This window comes from Erythrobacter sp. SCSIO 43205, assembly GCF_019904235.1.
Classification (GTDB): Bacteria; Pseudomonadota; Alphaproteobacteria; order Sphingomonadales; family Sphingomonadaceae; genus Erythrobacter.
This window is the reverse complement of sequence record NZ_CP063202.1, coordinates 2,140,232-2,161,629: the sequence shown is the minus strand read 5'-3', so window position 1 is coordinate 2,161,629 and position 21,398 is coordinate 2,140,232. Positions and strand designations below refer to the sequence as shown.

Annotated in this window: 19 protein-coding genes; 11 read left to right on the top strand and 8 right to left on the bottom strand. The window is 55.9% G+C overall.

Translation table 11 applies throughout. The features are described 5' to 3' along the window. Nucleotides 1-54: 54 nt before the first annotated feature. A complete protein-coding gene (locus tag INR77_RS10210; RefSeq protein ID WP_223070960.1) occupies nt 55-705 on the top strand; it encodes a lysoplasmalogenase in 651 nt (216 codons plus the stop codon). Nucleotides 706-709: 4 nt separating this feature from the next. Here the strand turns inward: INR77_RS10210 and gyrA are convergent, their stop codons facing one another. Then, entirely contained in the window at nt 710-3,514 is a 2,805-nt protein-coding gene (gyrA, locus tag INR77_RS10205; RefSeq protein ID WP_223070959.1) for a DNA gyrase subunit A, read from the bottom strand. A 337-nt stretch (nt 3,515-3,851) separates the two neighbouring features. Here gyrA and INR77_RS10200 point away from each other — a divergent pair, with 337 nt between their 5' ends. After that, a complete protein-coding gene (locus INR77_RS10200; protein WP_223070958.1) occupies nt 3,852-5,186 on the top strand; it encodes a tetratricopeptide repeat protein in 1,335 nt (444 codons plus the stop codon). Nucleotides 5,187-5,267: 81 nt separating this feature from the next. Here the strand turns inward: INR77_RS10200 and INR77_RS10195 are convergent, their stop codons facing one another. Genes INR77_RS10195 through INR77_RS10180 form a run of 4 tightly spaced genes read right to left on the bottom strand, consistent with a single transcriptional unit; the run spans nt 5,268 to nt 7,997 of the window. Continuing rightward, nucleotides 5,268-5,990, bottom strand: a complete 723-nt coding sequence (locus tag INR77_RS10195; RefSeq protein ID WP_223070957.1) for an NYN domain-containing protein — start codon at nt 5,988-5,990, stop codon at nt 5,268-5,270. Between the two features lie 39 nt (nt 5,991-6,029). Continuing rightward, nucleotides 6,030-6,671, bottom strand: coding sequence for a carbonic anhydrase (locus INR77_RS10190; RefSeq protein WP_223070956.1), 642 nt, complete (start codon nt 6,669-6,671; stop codon nt 6,030-6,032). Between the two features lie 34 nt (nt 6,672-6,705). Then, nucleotides 6,706-7,017 carry a transcriptional regulator gene (locus INR77_RS10185; protein WP_223070955.1) on the bottom strand — a complete coding sequence of 104 codons (312 nt, stop codon included), beginning with the start codon at nt 7,015-7,017 and terminating at the stop codon, nt 6,706-6,708. Further along, nucleotides 7,014-7,997, bottom strand: a complete 984-nt coding sequence (locus INR77_RS10180; protein ID WP_223070954.1) for a sodium-dependent bicarbonate transport family permease — start codon at nt 7,995-7,997, stop codon at nt 7,014-7,016. Before INR77_RS10180 ends, INR77_RS10185 begins: the two co-directional genes overlap by 4 nt. A 139-nt stretch (nt 7,998-8,136) precedes the next feature. Between INR77_RS10180 and lipA the strand changes: the two genes are divergently transcribed. Continuing rightward, nucleotides 8,137-9,102, top strand: coding sequence for a lipoyl synthase (lipA, locus tag INR77_RS10175; RefSeq protein ID WP_223070953.1), 966 nt, complete (start codon nt 8,137-8,139; stop codon nt 9,100-9,102). Beyond that, nucleotides 9,102-9,563: a type II toxin-antitoxin system RatA family toxin gene (locus tag INR77_RS10170; RefSeq protein WP_223070952.1), complete on the top strand. Its 462-nt coding sequence runs from the start codon at nt 9,102-9,104 to the stop codon at nt 9,561-9,563. Before lipA ends, INR77_RS10170 begins: the two co-directional genes overlap by 1 nt. On the opposite strand, the gene INR77_RS10165 is transcribed toward INR77_RS10170, so the two are convergent. The 3 genes from INR77_RS10165 to INR77_RS10155 are packed head-to-tail and all read right to left on the bottom strand — an operon-like array spanning nt 9,524 to nt 11,783. Then, the gene (locus INR77_RS10165; protein WP_223070951.1) at nt 9,524-10,036 is read right to left on the bottom strand and encodes a CinA family protein; all 513 of its coding nucleotides are present in this window, start codon (nt 10,034-10,036) and stop codon (nt 9,524-9,526) included. The genes INR77_RS10170 and INR77_RS10165 overlap by 40 nt on opposite strands. Before the next feature lie 8 nt (nt 10,037-10,044). After that, nucleotides 10,045-10,617, bottom strand: coding sequence for a hypothetical protein (locus INR77_RS10160; protein WP_223070950.1), 573 nt, complete (start codon nt 10,615-10,617; stop codon nt 10,045-10,047). After that, nucleotides 10,614-11,783, bottom strand: a complete 1,170-nt coding sequence (locus INR77_RS10155; RefSeq protein WP_223070949.1) for a bifunctional 2-C-methyl-D-erythritol 4-phosphate cytidylyltransferase/2-C-methyl-D-erythritol 2,4-cyclodiphosphate synthase — start codon at nt 11,781-11,783, stop codon at nt 10,614-10,616. The genes INR77_RS10160 and INR77_RS10155 overlap by 4 nt, the downstream gene beginning before the upstream one ends. 108 nt (nt 11,784-11,891) lie before the next feature. On the opposite strand from INR77_RS10155, the gene dusB reads away from it, so the two are divergent. The 7 genes from dusB to hflX all read left to right on the top strand — a co-directional run bounded on the left by dusB (nt 11,892) and on the right by hflX (nt 21,398). Further along, complete coding sequence (dusB, locus tag INR77_RS10150; RefSeq protein WP_223070948.1) at nt 11,892-12,914, top strand: tRNA dihydrouridine synthase DusB; 1,023 nt, start codon at nt 11,892-11,894, stop codon at nt 12,912-12,914. Nucleotides 12,915-12,933: 19 nt separating this feature from the next. Further along, a complete protein-coding gene (locus INR77_RS10145) occupies nt 12,934-14,043 on the top strand; it encodes a nitrogen regulation protein NR(II) (protein WP_255573731.1) in 1,110 nt (369 codons plus the stop codon). A gap of 5 nt (nt 14,044-14,048) precedes the next feature. Beyond that, the gene (locus tag INR77_RS10140) at nt 14,049-15,482 is read left to right on the top strand and encodes a sigma-54 dependent transcriptional regulator (protein ID WP_223070947.1); all 1,434 of its coding nucleotides are present in this window, start codon (nt 14,049-14,051) and stop codon (nt 15,480-15,482) included. Nucleotides 15,483-15,648: 166 nt separating this feature from the next. Continuing rightward, a complete protein-coding gene (locus tag INR77_RS10135) occupies nt 15,649-17,871 on the top strand; it encodes an ATP-binding protein (RefSeq protein WP_223070946.1) in 2,223 nt (740 codons plus the stop codon). Nucleotides 17,872-17,943: 72 nt separating this feature from the next. After that, nucleotides 17,944-19,329 carry a sigma-54 dependent transcriptional regulator gene (locus tag INR77_RS10130; protein ID WP_223070945.1) on the top strand — a complete coding sequence of 462 codons (1,386 nt, stop codon included), beginning with the start codon at nt 17,944-17,946 and terminating at the stop codon, nt 19,327-19,329. A 168-nt stretch (nt 19,330-19,497) separates the two neighbouring features. Then, nucleotides 19,498-20,082, top strand: a complete 585-nt coding sequence (gene hfq, locus INR77_RS10125; protein ID WP_223070944.1) for an RNA chaperone Hfq — start codon at nt 19,498-19,500, stop codon at nt 20,080-20,082. 17 nt (nt 20,083-20,099) lie between these two features. Further along, complete coding sequence (gene hflX, locus INR77_RS10120) at nt 20,100-21,398, top strand: GTPase HflX (RefSeq protein WP_223070943.1); 1,299 nt, start codon at nt 20,100-20,102, stop codon at nt 21,396-21,398.

The following is a 21,398-nucleotide window of genomic DNA, read 5'->3' as shown; positions in this document are numbered from 1 at the left end:
AAGTAGCCCCGTGCTAGCGTGCCTTCAAGGCAAGAAGAGGAATTGAGAGCCAAAATGCCCAGACGTGCGCTTGTCGAACATCGTCCCTGGCTGCTTGCTGCGGTTTTCGCGGCGGTGGCTTATTACGTGCTTCAAGACAGCATCAAAGTCGAACCGATTGAAATCGCGATAAAAGGCGCAGGAGTTGGGTTCCTTGCCATCTATGCCTTGCGCCGCGCGCCGGGCGCAGATGGCATGATCCTGACGATAGCTCTTGCGCTTTCGGCGCTTGGCGACATGGCACTGGAGCTTTGGTTCGAAGCAGGCGGGGCGCTGTTTGCGGCCTCCCATTTGGCAGCGATAGTGCTTTATATGCGCAATCGGCGAGAGCAGGCAGCGTTCAGCCAAGGCCTTCTTGGCTTCGCCCTCATCATAGCGGTGCCAGCGTTCTCCTATGTTCTTTCTGGCGATGCTTTGATCGGTATCTACGCAACGACCCTCGGCGCGATGGCGGCTGCCGCTTGGACGAGCAGCTTTCCGCGCTACCGCGTGGGCGTCGGAGCGCTGCTTTTCGTGGTGAGCGATTGGCTGATCTTTAGCCGCATGGGGCCGTTTGACCTTTCACCTGTGCCAGATCTGGCGGTCTGGCCACTATACTTTGCGGGCCAATTGATGATCGCAACCGGGGTGGTTCAGACTTTGCGTGGCGAGGTTCCGGCGAAGTAGTCTCCTACTCCGGCGGTTCCTCGCCAATATCACTGTCGCTTTGGGGTGTGGTGTCTGGCGTGGTTGCGTCCCCGCCGCCTTTGCGTTCCACCATCTCTTCGACAATGGCCTCTTCGCCCTCATTCTCAGGCTCTTCGGTTTCGTCGATACGCACAGCTGAGACGACGTGCTCGTTCTTGCCGACATTGAAGAGGCGCACGCCCGCCGTATTCCGGCCCATGACGCGCAAGCTTTCAAGTCCGATGCGAATAAGCTTGGCCTGATCGGTGACGAGCATCAATTGATCGCCTTTGCTGACCACAAAGCTGGCCACAACCGGACCGTTTCGCTCGATATTGTCGATGTTGACAACGCCCTGACCGCCGCGGCCGGTGGTGCGGTATTCATAAGAGCTCGACACCTTGCCATAGCCATTGGCGCACACAGTGAGGATGAATTGCTCTTTGTCCTCAATCTCTGAGAATCGCTCAGCCGACAGATTCGGCTCGCCTTCGCGTTCACCCTTGTAGGGCGCGAATTTGAGATATTGTTCACGCTCTTCAGCGGTTGTGCCCGTCGCGCTCAAGGTCGAAAGCGAGACGACTTCGTTGCCCTCAACCAGCTTCATACCGCGAACGCCAGTGGATGTGCGAGAGGTGAACTCGCGCACTTCTTCAGCGCCAAAGCGGATCGCCTTCCCGGTTTTAGAGGCGAGCATCACATCATCACCAGCCTCGACCAATCGCACGCCGATCAGGCGGTCATCGCTATCCTCGTCAAACCGCATGGCGAATTTGCCGTTGGAAGGGATGTTGCTGAATGCGTCCATAGAGTTGCGGCGCACATTGCCCTTGGCTGTTGCAAACACAACCGAAAGCGCGCCCCACGATTCTTCATCCTCCGGTAGCGGGAGGACAGTCTGGATTGTCTCACCATCGTCAAGAGCCGGAAGCAGGTTAATGATTGGCCGCCCGCGCGTTGCCGGACCGCCTTCGGGAAGCTTCCAAACCTTGATGCGGTACACCTTGCCAGCGGTGGAGAAGAACAGGACCGGATTGTGCGTCGAAGTGACGAACATTTCCGCAATCGCGTCCTCATCCTTGGTCGACATCCCGGCGCGTCCTTTGCCACCACGGTTTTGCGCGCGGAAGGTGCTCAAAGGAGTGCGCTTGATGTACCCGTCGAGAGTGACCGTCACGACCATATCGTCGCGTTCAATCAGGTCTTCATCGTCAAGACCATCCCAAGCTGGCGCGATCTCCGAGACGCGCGGTGTTGCGTAGGTTGCGCGGATCTCCTCCAGCTCCTCGCGCATCACTGCGTAGAGCTTCACTCGATCCGCAAGGATTTCGAGATATTCGGCAATCCTGTCGGCAAGTTCCTTAAGCTCATCACCGATCTCGTCGCGTCCCAGAGCCGTGAGACGGTGGAGACGAAGGTCAAGGATCGCTTTAACCTGCCGGATAGAGAGACGATAGGTGCCGCCCTCTTGGTCGGCAGAAGGCTCAATCGCCTCAACAAGCCGGATGTACTGAGCAATATCGCCAATGGGCCATTCTTTAGCGAGCAAGCGCTCGCGCGCAGTTGCCGGGTTCGGCGCGCCCCGGATGATAGCCACGACTTCATCGAGGTTGGACACCGCGACAACAAGGCCAAGCAATATATGCGCGCGCTCACGGGCGCGATTGAGTTCAAACTTGGTGCGCCGGGTGATGACCTCTTCGCGGAATTGAATGAACGCCTGGATAAAGTCGCGCAGCATCAACGTTTCAGGGCGCCCGCCGCGAATTGCCAGCATATTTGCAGGGAATGAGCTTTGCGCAGGAGTATGGCGCCAGATCTGGTTCAGCACGACTTCAGCCGTCGCATCGCGTTTCAGGTCGATCACGACACGCACGCCAGCGCGCGAGCTTTCGTCGCGGATGTCGGCAACGCCCTCAATACGTTTTTCCTTGGCGGCATCGGCGATCTTCTCAACAAGACCAGCCTTGCCCACCTGATAAGGAATTGAGGTGAAGACGATACTTTCCCGGTCGCCTTTGCGTGTCTCGATCTCGTGACGACAACGCATCAGGATTGAGCCGCGTCCTTTGGTGTATGCAGCTTTGGCGCCGCTGGTGCCAAGAATGAGGGGGGCAGTCGGGAAATCTGGTCCCGGAATATATTCAATCAATTCCTCAGATGTGATTGCCGGGTTGTCCATAAAGGCGAGACATCCGTCGATGACCTCACCAAGGTTATGCGGTGGCACATTGGTCGCCATACCCACTGCAATACCGCCCGCGCCATTGACGAGGAGGTTCGGGAAGCGGGCAGGAAGGACCGATGGCTCTTTTTTACGGCCATCGTAGTTTGGAACGAAATCAATCGTGTCCTTATCAAGGTCATCGAGCAGCGTATCGGCCACGCGTGCGAGACGCGCTTCGGTGTAACGCATGGACGCTGGTGGATCGGGGTCCATCGAGCCGAAATTGCCCTGACCATCGATCAGAGGCACGCGCATTGACCAATCTTGTGTCAGCCGGGCAAGGGCATCGTAAATAGCGCTGTCGCCGTGCGGGTGGAAATCGCCCATCACATCGCCGACGATCTTCGCGCTTTTCACGTAAGGGCGTCCGGCTACGAAATTGCCAAGTTTCGAGGCGTACAAAATGCGGCGGTGAACCGGTTTCAAACCATCGCGCACATCGGGAAGGGCGCGGCTCACGATCACGCTCATCGCGTAATCGAGATAACTCGTTTTCATTTCATCGACGATGTCGATGCGATCATATTCGCTTGGAACAGGTGCCGAAGCAGTGGGTTCGAGGATGTCGTTATCGTCGCTCAAGGAAAAGCCTTTTCGCTCTCTTCTATTTCTTTGCGTCTAATGTAGGGTATCGGGACGCTCAGCGCCACCGATGGGGGGCAAGATACCGGTTCATTCCGGGCTTTTTCCACATTTGGGGTCAGCCGTCCGGTTCATCCTCCGCTCTCTTAGGTCTTGTGAACGATCATTGCGCGGCTTTGATCGATATTTACACTCCATTCAATCCTCGTTCAGCACGCTTCCTCTAGTACCAATTGCAATAGGAAACAGCCTCGTCCATTGAGCGGCCTAGAGATTCATCAAACAGCCGTGCTCCCAAACGGACGGCTATGAAAACCCTTTGTTGGAGAGAACCACAATGATCACATTTTTCTCGCGCAAGCGCACGTCTTCGCTCGCCCTGGCCATTGCCTTGGCAACGGGTGCAGCGGTCGCGACGACAGCTGTTATGCCCGCCGAAGCCAGTGCGCAGCGCAAAAAGAAAAAAGATGAAAACGATGGCGGCGGCTATTCGAAAGAGTTCATCGCTGTTTATCAGCCGCTGAACGAGCTCATGAATACAGAAGGCTCCGATCTTGCCTCACAGCGCGCCCAGTTTGACGCGCTTGCAGGGCTTCTCAACACGCCTGATGAAAAGATCGCTGGCGGCGGTCTGATGTTCAATTCAGGTGTGCGTCTTCAAGATCCGGCGCTTCAACTGCAAGGTATGGAAGCGATGCTGGCCAGTGGCAAGGTCGATGCAGCAAACGCAGGGCGTTACAACTTTATCGCCTATCAGCTTGCTGATCGCCTGAATATGACCGGGAAAGCCCGCACCTATCTTCAGGCTGCAATTGATAACAACTTCACCACTGACACCATCACTCCTGCGAGCCTGCGGATTGCAATGATGGAAAGCTATTTTGGCAACAGTGAATTTGACGCTGGTTTCAAGTATCTGAAAGACGCAGTCGCCCAGCAAAAGGCCGCTGGTCAACCAGTTGACGAAGCGTGGTATCGCCGCGGTATCTCAGTCGCTTATGAAAATGAGCTGAGCCCTACCGTTTACGAAGTTGCAACGATGTGGCTTGCGGATTTCCCTAGTGAGGGCAATTGGCGCGATGCTATCAACATCGCTCGTAACCTTAATGAGTTTAAGCCGGCTGAGATGCTCGACCTCTTCCGCCTTGCACGTCAAACCGGTGCATTGAACTCGGCATCTGATTATGACTTCTATATCGAAGTTGCAGATGCGCGTCGCCTCCCGAGCGAGGTGAAGAGCATCATCGAAGAGGGCAAAGCGGCAGGGATTCTCGTCGACTCAAACCTCTACATGGTCGAACAGTTGGGCATTGCTAATAGCCGCCTCGCCAGCGACCGTGCTGATTTGCCGGCGCTCGAAGCGGACGCCTCCGCACCTAATGCCGGTCTTCGCACCGTCGTTGCGGCAGGAGACGCGTTCCTGAGCTATGGCCAATACGACAAGGCGATCAAGTTCTACGAACGAGCTGTGACAATGCCAGGGGTCGAGATGAACGAGGAACTCAACCGCCTCGCCATCGCACAGATCGGTGCAGGTGATTATGCAGCCGCTCGCGAAAGCCTCAGCCGCATCAGCGGTTCGCGAATGCCGCTGGCTATGCTGTGGACGGCCTATGCCGATGAGCTTGAAGGTGAGACGGGCGCTGCACCGGCTGCTCCTGCGACAATGTAACCATTCGGGCAAGACAAACAAAAGAAGGGCGCCAGAAGCAATTCCGGCGCCCTTTTTCGTGGGCAATTGCTGTGACGGCGCCTATCTTTCGCGTTTCACATAAACCTGATTGTCATCGCGCGTCTCAAGCCTGAAGTTGTCGAGACTCTCAAACAAATCCTTGAGGCTCTTGAAACCATAATTGCGCACATCGAAGCTTGAACGGTTCCCGGCGATCTGCCCGACTTGAGAAAGTCGCGCAAAGCCCTGGTCCTTTTTCGCCTCGGAATAAGCTGCAGTGATAAGCTCGTTGAGGTCTTCGTCGACAGAAGCATCAGAGCTTTTCGCTTCTTTTTGGCCAATGCTATTTTCGCTCGCATTGGTCGCAATCAGTTTCTTGATGTCGATAAAGCGCGTACAGACAGATTTGAACGCTTGAGGTGTCTTCGCCTCACCAAAGCCGTAAACGATGATACCATCCTGCCTCAGCCGAGTGACAAGAGGTGTGAAATCGCTGTCCGATGTCATCAGACCAAAGCCATCCACTTTGCCTTGATACAAAAGGTCAATCGCATCGATCGTCATTGCCATGTCGGTTGCGTTCTTGCCTTTAGAGACATCGAACTGCTGCTGTGGCCGAATTCCGAACTTGTTGGTGATCGTCTCCCATCCTGCCAGATTGTCCTTGGCAAAATTGCCATAGGCCCGTCGGATGTTGACCTGTCCAAGCTCTGCCATGACGGTCAAAACCGGATCAATCCCGTTGGGCATCGTGTTGTCTGCATCAATCAGCAGGGCGATATTCTTGAGTTCACTATCAGCCATAATGCCTTCATTTCTTGGGGAGTTTGCAGCGGTGCTGGTTTAATCTTCGGGAAGGAATGCCCCGGTTTCCTCGTCGAGTGAGTACAAGATACCCTCCGCGATGGAGAAATGGGCACCGCGCAGTTTGAGCGCGCCGGCAGCCTCTTTTTCCGCAACCCATGGAAAGGTGCGCAAGTTGTCGATGCTTTGCCTGATGGCTGCAAATTCCATCGCGAGCTCTGCTTTGCGGCCTTCGGTCCCGTATTTGCTGGCCACCTTGTCGCGCGCTTCGTCAAGCAGGCCAACCCAATTGGCGATAAATGCGCCTTGGCCGTGATCGGCATTTTCAAAAGCCTTGGTCAGCGCAGCTTGACACCCGCCGCACCGGCCATGACCCATGACGACGACTTGCGCAACTTCGAGCATTTGCACCGCAAATTCCACAGCCGCAGAAACACCGTGCTGCCCCCCTGAGGTTTCAAACGGAGGTACGAGGGCTGCAACATTGCGGACAACGAAAATATCGCCCGGATCAACGTCGAAAATCTGTGCAGGGTCTACGCGACTGTCCGAGCATCCAATGATCAGGATCTTGGGGTGCTGGCCCTTAGCAATCGTTTCATCGAAACGCTCTTTCTGGCGCGGGTAGACACCCTCGCGAAAGCGACGATAACCTTGTAAAAGCTCAGCGTATTCGGGCACTTGCGATCCCTCTCCAGATAGCGGAGGAGGGCTTTTAGGTGAACCGTTCCCCGCGAATAACTTGAACATCCCACATCGAGAGCAGGAATCCAAAGTTCGTAAGCATAGGTGCGAGGGCCTCTGCAAGGGCCTGTGCGTTTTCTTCCGACGCTATTGTCAGGACAAAGACCTTGTCGGTCCCCATGACGCTTTCCTCGCGCCAGACCCCCTCGCGCCCTTTCCCGCTGCTGACCGGTAAGACAGTCCAGCCGATGATCCCGGCTTTTTCAATCGCATCGGTCACACGCTTTTGCAGCGCTTTATCGGTCAGGATTTCAATGCGTTTGCGGGTGACTGTTTCGATCATCGGACCCCTCCATCTATCCCTGTCAGCATTGCCGCGAAAGCGCTGATAACACCGATATTGATAAGCACGTTAAACGGGAAGGTGATACTAAGCGACATGGTAAGGTATATCCCCGGATCGGCTTCGGGCAGGGCAAGTCGCATAGCGGCAGGAACTGCAATGTAGCTTGCGCTTGCGCACAATACGCCAAGCGCTGCGGATGAACCTGTATCAAGGCCGATGCCAACGCCAAGCGCTGTACCGACAAGCCCGTTCACCAAGGGAAGAAAGACCGCAATCGCACCAAGGCGCCACGTCACGGCGCGTGCATCAATCATCCGGCGAGCGGCAATCAAGCCCATATCGAGAAGGAAAATGCAAAGCACGCCTTTGAACCCAGCTTCGAAAAATGGGCTTACTGGGGCAAAGCCATCTGCTCCGCCAATCATGCCGATTACGAATGCACCAAGTAGAAGCATGATCGAGGAATTCGTGAACACCTCGTGCAACATTTCGCCAGTGCTTTGTTCGCCTGAACTGCCAAGCCCGCGCGCTAGGACAAGACCGCTCAAAATGGCGGGGGCTTCCATCGCAGCCATAACCGCAACCATATAGCCGCCCGGCTCACGAGCTTGTCCGGTCAAGATTTCGGTTGCCGTCACAAAGGTCACGACGCTGATCGACCCGTAGTGCGCGGCGACCGCGCCTGAGTTTATCCGGTCAAGTTTGCCGAAGGTTTTGAGCACGCCGTAAGCGAAGAAGGGGAGAAAAAAGCCCGCGACAATTCCTGCTCCCAGGGCAGAGATCACCGTCATATCGATACCCGACTTGGAGACGGCCACCCCGCCTTTTAGGCCAATGGCCGCCATCAGATAAAGCGACATCGCTTTGGCAATGGGTTCAGGTATGGAGAGGTCTGAACGCACATAGGCGGCAAACAGCCCCAGCACGAAGAACAAGACCACCGGGGATGTGAAGGTCTGTATTGCAGTTTCCAACATGACGGGCCCTGTAGCGTTGATTTGCCTGCAACCCAATACTCGTGGCCGACCAAGATTGTTCCATTTTCTCGGCCTAGGCCAGACAGCCTATGATCTGCTCGGCTTGCGATGGGGGAGTATCAGGCCTAAGTGGAGGGCCATGAATGACCTTTCGAATACGCCTGAGAGTGCTCCATCAGGAGAGCGGCCACAGCGGCAGCGCAAACCCGATTGGATTCGTGTCCGCGCGCCTTTGAGCAAAGGCTATCACGAGACGCGCAAATTGATGCGCGATCTTAACCTCAATACGGTGTGTGAGGAGGCGGCGTGCCCCAATATCGGTGAATGTTGGTCGAAAAAACACGCCACCGTGATGATCCTTGGTGATGTGTGCACAAGAGCGTGTGCGTTCTGCAACGTCAAGACGGGTATGCCGCGCGCCGTTGACCCTATGGAGCCGGAGAACACTGCGGTTGCAGCGGCTAAGATGGGGCTTGAACACATAGTTATCACATCCGTGGATCGCGACGATTTGCCCGACGGCGGGGCAGGGCAGTTCGTTAAGGTGATCGAGGCGCTGCGTCGCAACACTCCCAGCACCACGATTGAAATATTGACCCCCGATTTTCGCGGCAAAATGCGCGCCGCTGTCGAAGCGATTTGTGAAGCGGGACCGGATGTTTACAACCACAACCTCGAAACAGTGCCGCGCCTATATCCAACCATTCGCCCCGGCGCGCGTTATTACGCATCGCTCAGGCTGCTTGAAGAAGTGAAAGCGCACAATCCGCTGATCTTTACAAAGTCGGGCATTATGCTCGGTCTTGGTGAGCAGCGTCTCGAAGTGCATCAGGTGATGGATGATATGCGCTCTGCTGAAGTCGATTTCATCACCATGGGTCAATATCTTCAGCCGACCCCGAAACACGCGAAGGTGGAAGAGTTCGTCACGCCCAAAGCGTTCTCGGCGTTCGGCTCAATTGCGCGGGCGAAGGGCTTCTTGCAAGTAGCCTCAAGCCCGCTGACCCGCTCAAGCTATCATGCAGGCGATGATTTCGCTATCATGCGCAAGGCACGCGAGGAAAAGCTGGCCAAGTCCCGCAAGCGTGATCAATTGGCGGTCTAATGGTTGGGATCAGGGAAACCCGCAGGCTGCCTTACAGCGCTGAGCAGATGTTTGATCTGGTCGCGGACGTGGGCAAATATCGCGAGTTCTTGCCATGGGTTATCGCAACACGCGTGCGCTCTAATAGCGAAACGGAAATGCTTGCGGATATGGTTGTCGGTTTTAAGTCGATCCGTGAGACTTTCACCTCGCGCGTGATGAAGGATCGGCCTAACCAGATTGCGGTGCACTACGTCGATGGGCCGTTATCGGACCTTGATAATGTGTGGACCTTTCGCGAGATCGACGAAAATACGTGCGAGATCGACTTTGCTGTCGATTTCGAATTTAAGAATCGTGTGTTTCAAGCGATTGCCGGACAGTATTTCGATCGCGCTTTTCGTAAGATGGTTGCCGCTTTTGAAAAGCGCGCTGGTGAGCTTTACGGCAACAACAATTCGAGCGCGCAGATCGTCGCCTGACGACGGATTTCGGCCCGACCACCGGGACCATCACCGCCTTCAAAGTGCTTAAGTTCGCCTTCCGGATCGCCATCCTGATTGCGCACAACGCGCGCAAAAACGACTGTCCCGACCGGCTTTAGCTGAGTGCCGCCGCCGGGCCCTGCAACCCCGCTGATGGCGACGGCTACATCTGCATTGGAGCGTTCAAGAGCGCCTTTGGCCATGGCCCAAACACAGGCAATAGACACCGCGCCGAAGGTTTCGATGATGTCCTGAGCAACGCCCAGCATTTCCATCTTCGCTTCATTGGAATAGGTGACAAAGCCGCGTTCAAGCACTGCGGATGAACCTGCTATTTCAGTCAAGGCACCAGCGACAAGGCCGCCAGTGCAGCTTTCAGCAGTGGCGACTTTGCGGCCAGCCTTTGCGTTTTCTTCTACTACGCGCGCGGCAAGCGCGCTGATTTCATCGGAGAGGAGATATTCGCCCACGATTTGCCTTACTTTGCTTTTTGAGCTGCTTGCGGAGTTCCACATACTGCGGGATTATCGAGCCCGGTGACACGCGCGAGGAATCCTGCAAGCCCGCCGATATTTTCTGGTGGTAGGGGTGACACCAATTCCATCGCCTCCGCAATATCAACGCAAGTTGACGGCTTCAAATCCTTAGCAAGGTCATTCCTGATCATCTCGCCAACGAATACGTCGACCAAGGGGCGCAGGGCCTCTGGTGGCATTTGTTCAAACGCAGCGAGCATGGGGTCTTCGCCTTTGCCTTCTTCTGCTGCATCTGCCGCCATGAAGACTTTAAGCAGCCGCAAAGTGCCCGGCCATGCCTGGTCTTGAAGTTCGGCAAACTGAGCGATGAAAGCGTCAGCCTCGCTGGTCATGAACTCACTTGCCGCAAATTCTGCCGAACAAGGGCCCTGAACTGCGTCATAAAGCACTGGCATTGCGTAGGTAACCGTGTCGGAAAGGTCCGCACTTTCGACGCAGGTTTGCTGCGCTGCTGCGGCCTGTGCTGAGGCAAGAGCAGTGAAAGCGAGAGCGGTGCTGAGAATTTTGGTCTTCATGAACGGTTCTCCATTGCAATAAGGGATACGACGGCCTGCGCAGCGATCCCTTCGCTGCGGCCTGTAAAACCGAGTTTTTCGGTGGTGGTTGCCTTGATGCTTACCTGCGCTTCGCCAAGTCCCATTAACTTTGCGACCTCAGAGCGCATGGCTGGGCGGTGCGGTCCGATTTTGGGCGCTTCGCAAATAATAGTCAGATCGACGTTACCGATGGTGTACCCCGCTTGATGAGCGAGTTTGACGGCGTGCTCCAAAAACTGACCGGACCGCGCGCCTTTCCATTGGGGATCGCTTGGTGGGAAATGGGTGCCAATATCGCCGTCGCCGATCCCGCCGAGGACCGCATCGGTGATCGCGTGCAGTGCGACATCAGCATCGGAATGTCCAGAAAGTCCGTGCGTGTGTTCAATCTGAATGCCGCCAAGCCACAATTCCTCACCCTCTTCGAGGCGGTGGACATCATAGCCTTGACCGATGCGGAAAGGTGGTTTGATTTCGCTATCCTCTAAATCGTTGGCGAAAGTGATCTTCTTCAATCGTTCATCGCCTTGCACGAGTGCAACTGAACCAGAGCTTGCCGCGAGCACTTGCGCATCATCGCCTGCATCCGCATCGCCAGCCCATGCGCGGTGAGCGGCGAGGATGTCTGCGTAGCGGAATGCCTGCGGTGTTTGCACCCGGCGAAGTTGCTCGCGCGCTGCTGAGCCTTGCATGGTGCCTTCATCGCTTGCGAGCGCAAGGCTATCAACCACAGGAAGGACAGGGATGGCGCCGGGGTGATCCTGAAGAGCCGTAATCAATCGCTCAATAACCGCCATCGGTAGATGAGGGCGAGCCGCATCATGGATGAGCACGCGCGTCGGCGCGCTGGCTTGAATTGCTTCGAGCCCTGAACGAACCGACTCCTGGCGCGAGGCACCGCCTATGACAAACTGATAACCCGAAAGCCCGCTGAGTGCTTTTCGAGCATGGCTTTGCGTCCCCTCGGCGATAACGACGACCAAAGGATCAGCCCCCGCCTCAAGCAAGGTTTCGACCGAGTGGCGAACCACTGGCTTTCCCTGAAGCTTGCGAAACTGTTTTGGCGTTTCGCCCCCAACGCGCAAACCCTTGCCAGCGGCCACAACAATCGCTGCAAATGGGGGGAGGGGCGGCTTGGTTGTCATCGGGCAAAGCGCTTAAGGTCTGGACGGCTCATTAGCAATGCACTATGCGCTGCACAAAATTTAAGCAGACCCCTCTTCATTGCTCATTATTTGCCCTATATTCGCACTATGTCTGACATTCCCACTCCGCCTCCTCTAAAGCCGATCCAAGTCGGCCCTGTCACGATTGATGAACCCGTGATCCTGGCGCCAATGACGGGCGTGACGGACAAGCCATTCCGCACGCTTGTGCGGCGCTATGGCTCTGGCCTTAATGTGACTGAGATGATCGCAAGCGAGGCGGCTATCCGTGAAACGCGCCAGTCAGTGCAAAAGGCGGAGTGGGACAAGACCGAAGAACCGGTTTCAATGCAGCTGGTCGGGTGTGATCCTGCCTCCATGGGCGAGGCGGCGAAGCTTCAGGAAGGCAATGGCGCGGCCATCATCGACATCAATTTCGGCTGCCCGGTGCGCAAAGTCGTGGGTCAGCTCGCTGGCTCTGCGCTTATGCGCGAAGTGCCGCTGGCAACGAAGCTGATGGAAGCCACGGTCAAGGCGGTCGATGTGCCTGTCACGGTCAAAATGCGCATGGGCTGGGACCACCAAAGCCTCAACGCCCCTGAAATGGCTCGCATCGCTGAGGATCTGGGGGTCAAGATGATCACCGTGCACGGTCGGACGCGCAATCAGATGTATAAAGGCAGCGCCGACTGGTCCTTTATTCGGAAGGTGAAGGAAGCGGTATCCATTCCCGTGATCGTCAATGGTGACATTTGCACGATTGAGGATGCGGCCACTGCTCTTGAACAATCGGGCGCTGACGGTCTGATGATTGGCCGGGGCGCCTATGGCAAGCCGTGGCTACTTGGTCAGGTCATGCACTGGTGGCGAACCGGTGAAAGCATCCCAACTCCAAGCTTTGACGAGCAATATGCAACGCTCATCGAGCATTATGAACGTATGCTCGACCATTATGGCCGCGACGTCGGCACAAAAATCGCGCGTAAGCATCTGGGTTGGTACACAAAGGGGATGCATGGCTCCGCTGACTTTCGCAACAAAGTCAATTTCATCGACAATCCCGACGTGGTGCTGGACGAGATCGAGCGTTTTTACGAGCCGTTCCTTGGCCGAACCGCCAAAGCGGCCTGAGGCAAGGTAAGCGCGGGCCGTGGCCAGTCCTTCGACGATCTCATCAAGCGATCTTTCATCGCCCGGCGCGGCGGAACAGATCGAAGGGCTTCTTTTTGCGCTTATTCTGATCGACCCCAGTTTGAGAGTGGTACAAGTCAATCAAGCGGCTGAGAATATGCTTGGCAAAAGTGCAAAACGCCTGAAGGGCGCGAACCTGATCGAGCTTATCGGCCCGCTTGACCCAAGGGTCGAGCATCGTCTTTCAGTCAATGATGCTGCTCTTGTCGCGCGCGAAATAACTATTTCGGCAAGCGAGACGGAGAAGCGCGTTAATCTTACCGCCTCACCACTTGTGAGTCATCCAGGATGGCGGGTGATCACTTTATCGGAAGTCGGCTATGATGAGGCCGGGAATGATGAAGAACTCGCCTCGACCATCGGGGCTCCATCCATCCTCGCGCATGAGATCAAAAACCCATTGGCTGCCATTCGCGGCGCGGCTCAACTGGCGGCGCGCAAGCTCAAAGGCGCTGATACCAAGCTTGCAACGATGATCACCGATGAGGTGGACCGCATTGTGCGCCTGATTGACCGAATGCAGCAATTGGGTTCGCGCACGCCTGAAGTGACAAAAGCGTGCAATCCGCACGAAGCCATCCGGACAGCAATCGCGACGGTTCGCGCGGCTGACAAGGGGAAGGTTGAGATCATCGAAGAATTCGACCCTTCCTTGCCTCCTGTTCTCGCCAATCAAGACGCGCTTGAGCAGGTTTTGATCAATCTGATTTCGAACGCACGCGACGCGGTCAGTTCAGCTGCAAAAGGGCAGGTAACGGTTCGGACCCGGTTCGTAAGTGGCCTGGCCTTTAGCGCCATAAGGTTAGGCCGCGCAGTGCGTTTGCCGATTGAAATCACCATAAGCGATAATGGACCCGGCGTTGATCCGACTATGCGTGATCACATCTTTGAGCCGTTTGTATCCTCTAAACCGTCCGGGCAGGGGCTTGGCCTTGCCCTTGTAAGAAAGCTTGTCCACGACATGAATGGATCGATCAGCCACGAACGCGATGCCAAGAAGGCAATGACACGCTTTCGGGTTCACTTGCCCCTTGCCAAAGTGAATGCCTCTGAAAGTGAAGGGGCGTAGAGTTTATGCCAGCGTCCATCCTTCTTGTTGAAGATGACAGCGCGATTGCAACTGTCATTACCGCTGCGCTTGAAGATGAGGGGTATGCGATAAAGCGTTGCACCAAGCTTGCTGAGCGTGACATCTATCTTGAGAACCAGAAGTTCGACGTGATGCTGACTGATGTCATGCTTGAAGATGGCGATGGTCTGCAAAGCCTCGATGCCGTGAGGCGCAGTGCCCCCGAAATGCCGGTCATTGTCCTGTCGGCGCAAAACACGCTCGATACCGCCGTGCGCGCGAGCGATAATAACGCGTTCGAATATTTCCCAAAACCGTTCGACCTAGATGAGCTTGTAAGGGCTGTTTCGCAAGCTGTGGCAAGTCGGCGGGAGAGTTCTGAAACGCTTTCGCTGAGCGAAGAGGGCGATGGAATGCCATTAGTGGGGCGCTCCCCGGCAATGCAAAGCGTTTATCGCATGATCACCCGAGTGCTGCGCAACGATCTGACAGTTTTGGTCACAGGCGAAAGCGGGACGGGCAAAGAGTTGGTCGCAGAAGCGATACACCAATTGGGCAGCCGGCGGACCGGCCCGTTCGTTGCTGTCAATACCGCTGCTATCCCGCATGACCTGGTTGAAAGCGAGCTTTTCGGCCATGAGAAGGGTGCATTTACCGGCGCTGTCGCGCAGGCCATCGGCAAGTTCGAACAGGCTAATGGAGGCACACTCTTCCTCGACGAGATCGGTGATATGCCGCCAGAGGCGCAAACGCGGCTTCTTCGCGCGCTCCAATCGGGCCGGATCCGCCGGGTTGGCGGGCGTCAGGAAATTGCGGTTGATGTCCGGATTATCGCAGCCACAAACCGCGACCTAATGCCTCTGATCGAAGCGGGTCGCTTCCGTGAAGACCTGTTTTATCGTCTTAATGTGGTGCCGATCGAACTCCCGCCGCTTCGTGAGCGGCGCGAAGATATTGAAGTGTTGTCCCAGCATTTTCTGGCTCAAGCGGTGGATGAAGGCCTGCCTCAGCGCCAACTTACGAAAGAGGCGGTTGCCGGACTTGAGGCAAGGCATTGGAGGGGCAATGTTCGCGAGCTTCGCAATGCGATCTATCGCCTCGCTGTGATGAGCCGCAAGGATGCCATCGACAGCGAAGTCCTGATCGACACGCTTGGCGAAGAACGGCCTATGATGCCGGGCGCGGGCGAGGGTGATGATGCCAATGCAGGCATTGGAGCAGCGCTCGATCAGTGGTTGCTTGCCAAAGACCCTCCTGCAGGCACGGTCTACGGCAGTGCGCTTGCGGCATTTGAGAAGCCCCTGATCGAATATGCGCTCAGAAAAACGGGGGGCAATCAACTGCGCGCCGCCAAGCTTCTGGGTATCAATCGTAACACTTTGCGCAAACGGATTACCGAACTGCTGATCGAACCGGATCGTTATGCGCGCTCGATCTGAGATCGCCTGTCCGGCAGCTTGGGAGGAAGTAGCTTATTCGCTGAATTGCGATGAGTGACACTCCATTTGCGACAGATCAGCAACTTTAGGCTTGCTTATTTACAACACTACCTGTTGTAACAGCGCAACGATGGATGGAATTGCCTCTCCTAAAGCTGATCCAGACATGGCCAGCGAACACAATGCGTCTGCGAGGGCGGCGCAAAGGGGAATATCGTGGTGGCGCGAATTCTTTCAGGCTTCGGGCCGCGCGAACCTCTTTCGTGGGCTCGAATGGCTTTCTGTGGCGGCTTTGCTCTTGGCATTGCTTGCCAACTATCTCGCCTACGCCAATACCCCTGAAAAATCGGGTGCCTTGCCGTCGCTGCAAGTGTCTCTTCTTTTGGTGGCCGTGCTTGTTCCGGCAATGTCCATCCTTGTGCTTATCGGTCGCAGAATGGCCTTGCGCCGGGCGGCCGGAAGCACCGCGCGGCTCCATGTGAGGCTTGTGTTCTTTTTCTCCATAGTCGCCGCAGTCCCAACTCTTCTGGTTGCAGGTTTTGCCGCTTTCCTGTTCCAGACTGGCGTTGCCTTCTGGTTTTCTGATGAATCGCGCGGGCTTTTGGAAAACGCCAATGCGCTCGCGCAAAGTTACTATGACGCAAACCAGCGCGATGTTCAGCAAAACACGATCACCATGGCCGTCGACATGGGTGAGATATTGCGCCGTGTGCCGATTACAGATCCAGACTTCCCTGATTTTTACGCCTTTCAGGCTCAGGGACGCGAGATCAGCGAAAGCGCCATCCTTCAACGCCTGAGCGATGGCAGCCTTCGCACAGCGGCGATCATGAACCTGATGGAGGATAACAGTCCGCTTGCCTTCAGCACGGCTGCTTTGCCTGCTTTGGATCAAGGCGAATTTGTCGTGGTTGAAGGCAGCTCTGAACGGATTGCCGCGATTGCGCCAATCGACCGGGAAAGCGGGATATACCTGTATAATGCGCGCACGACCGAAGAGACGATGTTCAACTCGTGGGAGCGGGCTCAGGCGATTGGCACCGCCTATGAAACCCTCACTGTCGAAGCACGCGTCCTGCAACTGCGCTTCAATATAGCTCTCGTTGCGATGAGCCTTATCCTTGTGGGATTGGCCGTATGGTTCGCGCTTCGTTTTGCCGACCGTCAGGTCGAGCCTCTCACCGAGTTGATCGGCGCTGCAAACAAAGTGGGGCAGGGCAATTTTTCAATGCGAGTCGAGGGGCGCTCCGGCGGAGACGAAATCGGGCTTTTGAACCGGGCATTCAACCGGATGACGTCGCAGCTTGAAAAGCAGACCGATGCTCTGGTCAATGCCAATAAGCAGATCGACGAACGCCGTGCCTTTATGGAAGCGGTTCTACAATCCGTGACCGCAGGGGTTGTATCGGTCGATAAGGATATGCGCGTTCTGTTGATGAACGGCACCGCGCAAAATTTGCTGTGCGAGGAAGACGATGCCCAAGCAGAGGGGCAGCCGCTCGCGGCATTGTCTGGCGAAATTGCGCAGGTGATAAGCGATGGCAAGGAACGCGCCATTGTCAGCCATGAACATAAGGGTGAGTTTTTTACTCTCGCTGTCACGGTTGCGCCGGGCACCAGCGGCTTTGTGATCACCTTCGAAGACATCACGCGCCAATTGCTCGATCAACGTCAGGCGGCCTGGTCTGATGTCGCACGACGGATCGCGCATGAGATCAAGAACCCGCTGACCCCGATCCAGCTTGCGACAGAGCGGTTGAAGCGCCGTTATCGCAAGCAGGTAGAGCCCGCAGACGGCGAACTGTTTGATGAGCTTACCAGCACGATCGTTCGCCAAGTCGGTGATTTGCGCAAGATGGTGGACGAGTTTTCCTCCTTCGCGCGCCTTCCCAAACCAGTATTTCGCGCAGAAGACGCGCTTGATCTGGTTCGCCAAGCGATGTTTTTGCAGGAAGTCGCTCATCCCCAGATTGATTTCGAGCTGAGTGCATCAAACCTCACTGAACGCCACATCCAATGCGATCGCCATCAATTGGGTCAGGCCATGACCAATGTTCTCAAGAACGCTGTCGAGGCGGTCGAAGCGCGGGCGGGAAAGGCCGCGGCCGACTATCGCGGGAGAATTGAGGTCAGCCTTACCGATGATGGCGAACGGATAGCGGTTATCGTTGCGGATAACGGAATTGGCCTGCCCACAGATCGCGAACGCATTCTCGAGCCTTATGTGACAACCAGAGAGAAGGGCACCGGGCTTGGCCTCGCCATCGTTAACAAGATCGTTGATGAACATGGCGGCGACATGAGTTTTGCCAGCGCATCTGATGGGGGCGCACGGGTCACCTTGCGCTTTGCACGTTCACCACACCCAGAGGAGGGTGAGGCGCAATGATCAATCCCCCAATGATGCAGCACTTTTCTTTTGCTTTTCCTTTAAAAACAAGACTTCCCCACGGAGATGCGCATGGCGCTTGATATCCTGATTGTTGATGATGAACGCGATATTCGCGAGCTTGTCGCCGGAGTGCTTGGAGATGAGGGATATGAATGTCGCACCGCTGCCGATTCCACCGGGGCGCTTGCGGCCGTAGACGAACGCCGCCCCAGCCTCGTCCTGCTAGACGTGTGGCTTCACGGCAGCGAATTGGACGGGCTTGAAACACTCGACGCCATCAAAGCGCGCGAACCGGACCTGCCAGTGATTATCTTCTCAGGCCACGGCAATATTGACACAGCGGTTTCGGCTGTCGGTCGCGGGGCGATGGATTTTATCGAAAAGCCATTTGAAGCCGAGCGCTTGTTGCTTCTGGTTGAACGCGCGACGGAAACAGAGCGACTTCGGCGTGAAAACACCCAGCTTCGCGAGATGAATTTTGGCCACCCTGAATTCACGGGCAATTCACCCGCCATCAACACGGTGCGCGCGACATTGAAGCGGGTTGCCAACACTGGCAGCCGCGTGATGATCTCTGGGCCTGCCGGGGCCGGCAAAGAAGTTGCTGCGCGAATGCTGCATAGCTGGAGCAATCGCGCCGATAATGCCTTTGTTCTCGTCAATTCCGCCCGCATCACCCCAGAACGCTTTGAACAGGAGCTGTTCGGTGAAGAGGTTGACGGCAAACAGATCAAGCCGGGGCTGTTTGAACTGGCTGATGGCGGTACACTTTACCTTGACGAAGTGGCTGATATGCCCCTCTCGACACAGGCGCGCATCCTGCGGGTTCTGACTGAACAATCCTTTGTGCGGGTAGGGGGTTCTCGCCAGATCGGTGTCGATGTGCGGGTTGTCTCTTCGACGTCGCGTGATCTGGCTGTGGAGATGGAGGAAAAGCGGTTTCGCGAAGACCTTTTCTACCGCCTAAATGTCGTGCCTGTTACGATCCCGTCGCTCGCTGAGCGGCGCGATGACATCCCGACGCTCACCAATCAATTCTTTGCGCGCTATTCGAGCGAGCAGGGCATTGCTCCGCCCGAAATAAGTCAGGAAGCCATGGCTGCGCTTCAGGCTTATGACTGGCCTGGCAATGTGCGCCAGCTGCGAAATGTGGTCGAAAGGACAATTATCATGACCCCGCGCGACCGGCTTAAAGTGGTCGAGCCCGATATGCTTCCCGCTGAGATCACTGGTGGTCGGCTTGCCAGTTCGGGCGAGGGCTTGACCGCAATGATGGGCGTGCCCTTGCGCGAAGCACGTGAAACATTTGAGCGCGAATATCTCACGATTCAAATCCGGCGTTTTTCAGGAAATATCTCGAAAACTGCGACATTTATCGGGATGGAACGCTCAGCGCTCCATCGCAAATTGAAGCTTTTGGGAATGGCAGACAGGCGTGAGATTGAGAAAAAATAGACAGCCTAGCGGGTGCAAGGGGTCGTCTATTTTGTCAGCTAGTGCATCTCAACCATTGCAGCTTTGGCCTTGAGTTGCCATTATGACTTAGAGCTGCAACTTCCCTCTTTTATGAGTTGGAGCGCGACTGCGGATCGTAATGGCGACCGCCAATAATAGGAGCATAATATGTCCACTGGGCGAACTCTCTCTCCCCGCCCTCGATCAAAACCGTCTCCAGCACCAGCTGCGCGTTCCTCGGGGGGTAACGCAAAACAGCAGGGCAATCTGCAAGACGCTTTTCTCAACCTGCTGCGCAAGAACAAAACACCAGTGACGATGTTTCTGGTCAAAGGCGTGAAACTTCAAGGGATTGTCACATGGTTTGATAATTTCTCGATACTTTTGCGCCGCGATGGTCAATCCCAGCTTGTTTACAAACACGCAATTTCGACCATCATGCCTGGCGGAACTGTCGATGCCGAACAATTTGGCAGTCGCAACGGTTCGGGAAAGCAACGCCTGCTTCAGGACGTGTTTCTCAGCCGCGTGAGCGCTTCTCAAGTTGAAGTGACCATGTTCCTTGTGAATGGGGTTATGCTGCAAGGTAGGATCGCTGCCTTTGATCTGTTTTGTATGCTGCTCGAACGCGATGGCGCGGTCCAGCTTGCTTACAAACACGCGGTATCGACCATTCAGCCTGCCAGCCCGGTCGACCTGTCCGATGACCCCGACTACGAGGGTGAGGACGACGATTTTGAGAGCGACTACTGAGCTTTGACGAAACCTTGATGGACGAAGTGACGCGCGGGGCGCGTTCACTTATCCTATGCCCTGATGTTAAGAGCTTCTCCTACGACCTTGATGCGCAGGAGAGACTGGCAGAAGCAGAGGGACTTGCGCTGGCGATCGGTGTGATCATCGCGCACTCTCAAGTGCTGCCCGTTCGCCAGATGCAACCCAACACCTTGTTTGGGTCTGGGCAGGTCGAGAACATCAAGATCGCCTGTGAGCAGCATGATTGTGAGTTGGTAATTGTCGATGGGGCGCTCACTCCGATCCAGCAGCGCAATCTTGAAGACAAACTCAAACGCAAAGTCATTGATCGCACCGGCCTGATCCTCGAGATATTTGGTGAGCGAGCAGCGACGGCCGAAGGGCGGCTGCAGGTCGAACTGGCGCATCTCGACTATCAGCAAAGCCGGCTTGTAAGAAGCTGGACCCACCTCGAAAGGCAGAGGGGTGGCTTTGGCTTTTTGGGCGGGCCCGGCGAAACCCAGATCGAGGCTGACCGGCGCATGATCCGTCAGCGTATGGGACGCCTCCGCCGCGAGCTTGAGCAGGTGCGCAAGACCCGCGCATTGCACCGCGAGCGACGGGGCAGGGCGCCTTGGCCTGTGATTGCGCTCGTGGGCTATACCAATGCAGGTAAATCAACGCTTTTCAACCACTTAACCGGCGCTGAGGTCATGGCGGAGGATTTGCTTTTCGCAACTCTCGACCCAACGATGCGTGCGATCAGCTTGCCAGGTGTCGAGAAAGCTATCTTATCAGATACAGTGGGCTTCATTTCTGATTTGCCGACCCAGCTGGTCGCCGCATTTCGTGCAACGCTTGAGGAGGTGACCGGAGCGGACATCATTTGTCACGTGCGCGATATGGCCAATCCTGCCCACGCCGCACAGAAAAAGCAGGTGATGGAAGTCTTGGCCGATCTCGAAGTTGTGGACGGTGAAACCGGGCACAGCGATATTCCAATCCTTGAGGTGTGGAACAAGGCAGATCTTCTGGAAGACGAGCGCAAAGCGGAGCTTGAAGAGGCTGCTGTGGGGCAGGGTGCCGTACTTGTCTCTGCCGCCAAAGGGACAGGATTAGAGGCATTTCAGGCGCAGATTGCAGAAATACTCACTGAGAAAGCGAGCGAGGTCACCGTCACGCTTCCTGTGTCTGATGGGCGCCGCATCGCCTGGCTTCATGCTCATGGCGAGGTTTTGGTCGATGAAGATGCAGGGGAAGGGGAGCAGGGCCCTCTTCGCCGCATTACGGTGCGCCTCAATCCCAAAGAGATGGGCCAATATTCAACGCTTTGA

What these genes read in the sequence shown, in the direction of transcription:
- INR77_RS10155 (WP_223070949.1), bottom strand. Translation starts at nt 11,783, where the DNA reads ATGACAACCAAGCCGCCCCTCCCCCCATTTGCAGCGATTGTTGTGGCC.
- hflX (WP_223070943.1), top strand. Translation starts at nt 20,100, where the DNA reads ATGGACGAAGTGACGCGCGGGGCGCGTTCACTTATCCTATGCCCTGAT.
- dusB (WP_223070948.1), top strand. Translation starts at nt 11,892, where the DNA reads ATGTCTGACATTCCCACTCCGCCTCCTCTAAAGCCGATCCAAGTCGGC.
- INR77_RS10200 (WP_223070958.1), top strand. Translation starts at nt 3,852, where the DNA reads ATGATCACATTTTTCTCGCGCAAGCGCACGTCTTCGCTCGCCCTGGCC.
- lipA (WP_223070953.1), top strand. Translation starts at nt 8,137, where the DNA reads ATGAATGACCTTTCGAATACGCCTGAGAGTGCTCCATCAGGAGAGCGG.
- INR77_RS10170 (WP_223070952.1), top strand. Translation starts at nt 9,102, where the DNA reads ATGGTTGGGATCAGGGAAACCCGCAGGCTGCCTTACAGCGCTGAGCAG.
- INR77_RS10160 (WP_223070950.1), bottom strand. Translation starts at nt 10,617, where the DNA reads ATGAAGACCAAAATTCTCAGCACCGCTCTCGCTTTCACTGCTCTTGCC.
- INR77_RS10180 (WP_223070954.1), bottom strand. Translation starts at nt 7,997, where the DNA reads ATGTTGGAAACTGCAATACAGACCTTCACATCCCCGGTGGTCTTGTTC.
- INR77_RS10130 (WP_223070945.1), top strand. Translation starts at nt 17,944, where the DNA reads ATGGCGCTTGATATCCTGATTGTTGATGATGAACGCGATATTCGCGAG.
- INR77_RS10210 (WP_223070960.1), top strand. Translation starts at nt 55, where the DNA reads ATGCCCAGACGTGCGCTTGTCGAACATCGTCCCTGGCTGCTTGCTGCG.
- hfq (WP_223070944.1), top strand. Translation starts at nt 19,498, where the DNA reads ATGTCCACTGGGCGAACTCTCTCTCCCCGCCCTCGATCAAAACCGTCT.
- INR77_RS10185 (WP_223070955.1), bottom strand. Translation starts at nt 7,017, where the DNA reads ATGATCGAAACAGTCACCCGCAAACGCATTGAAATCCTGACCGATAAA.
- INR77_RS10195 (WP_223070957.1), bottom strand. Translation starts at nt 5,990, where the DNA reads ATGGCTGATAGTGAACTCAAGAATATCGCCCTGCTGATTGATGCAGAC.
- INR77_RS10140 (WP_223070947.1), top strand. Translation starts at nt 14,049, where the DNA reads ATGCCAGCGTCCATCCTTCTTGTTGAAGATGACAGCGCGATTGCAACT.
- INR77_RS10135 (WP_223070946.1), top strand. Translation starts at nt 15,649, where the DNA reads ATGGCCAGCGAACACAATGCGTCTGCGAGGGCGGCGCAAAGGGGAATA.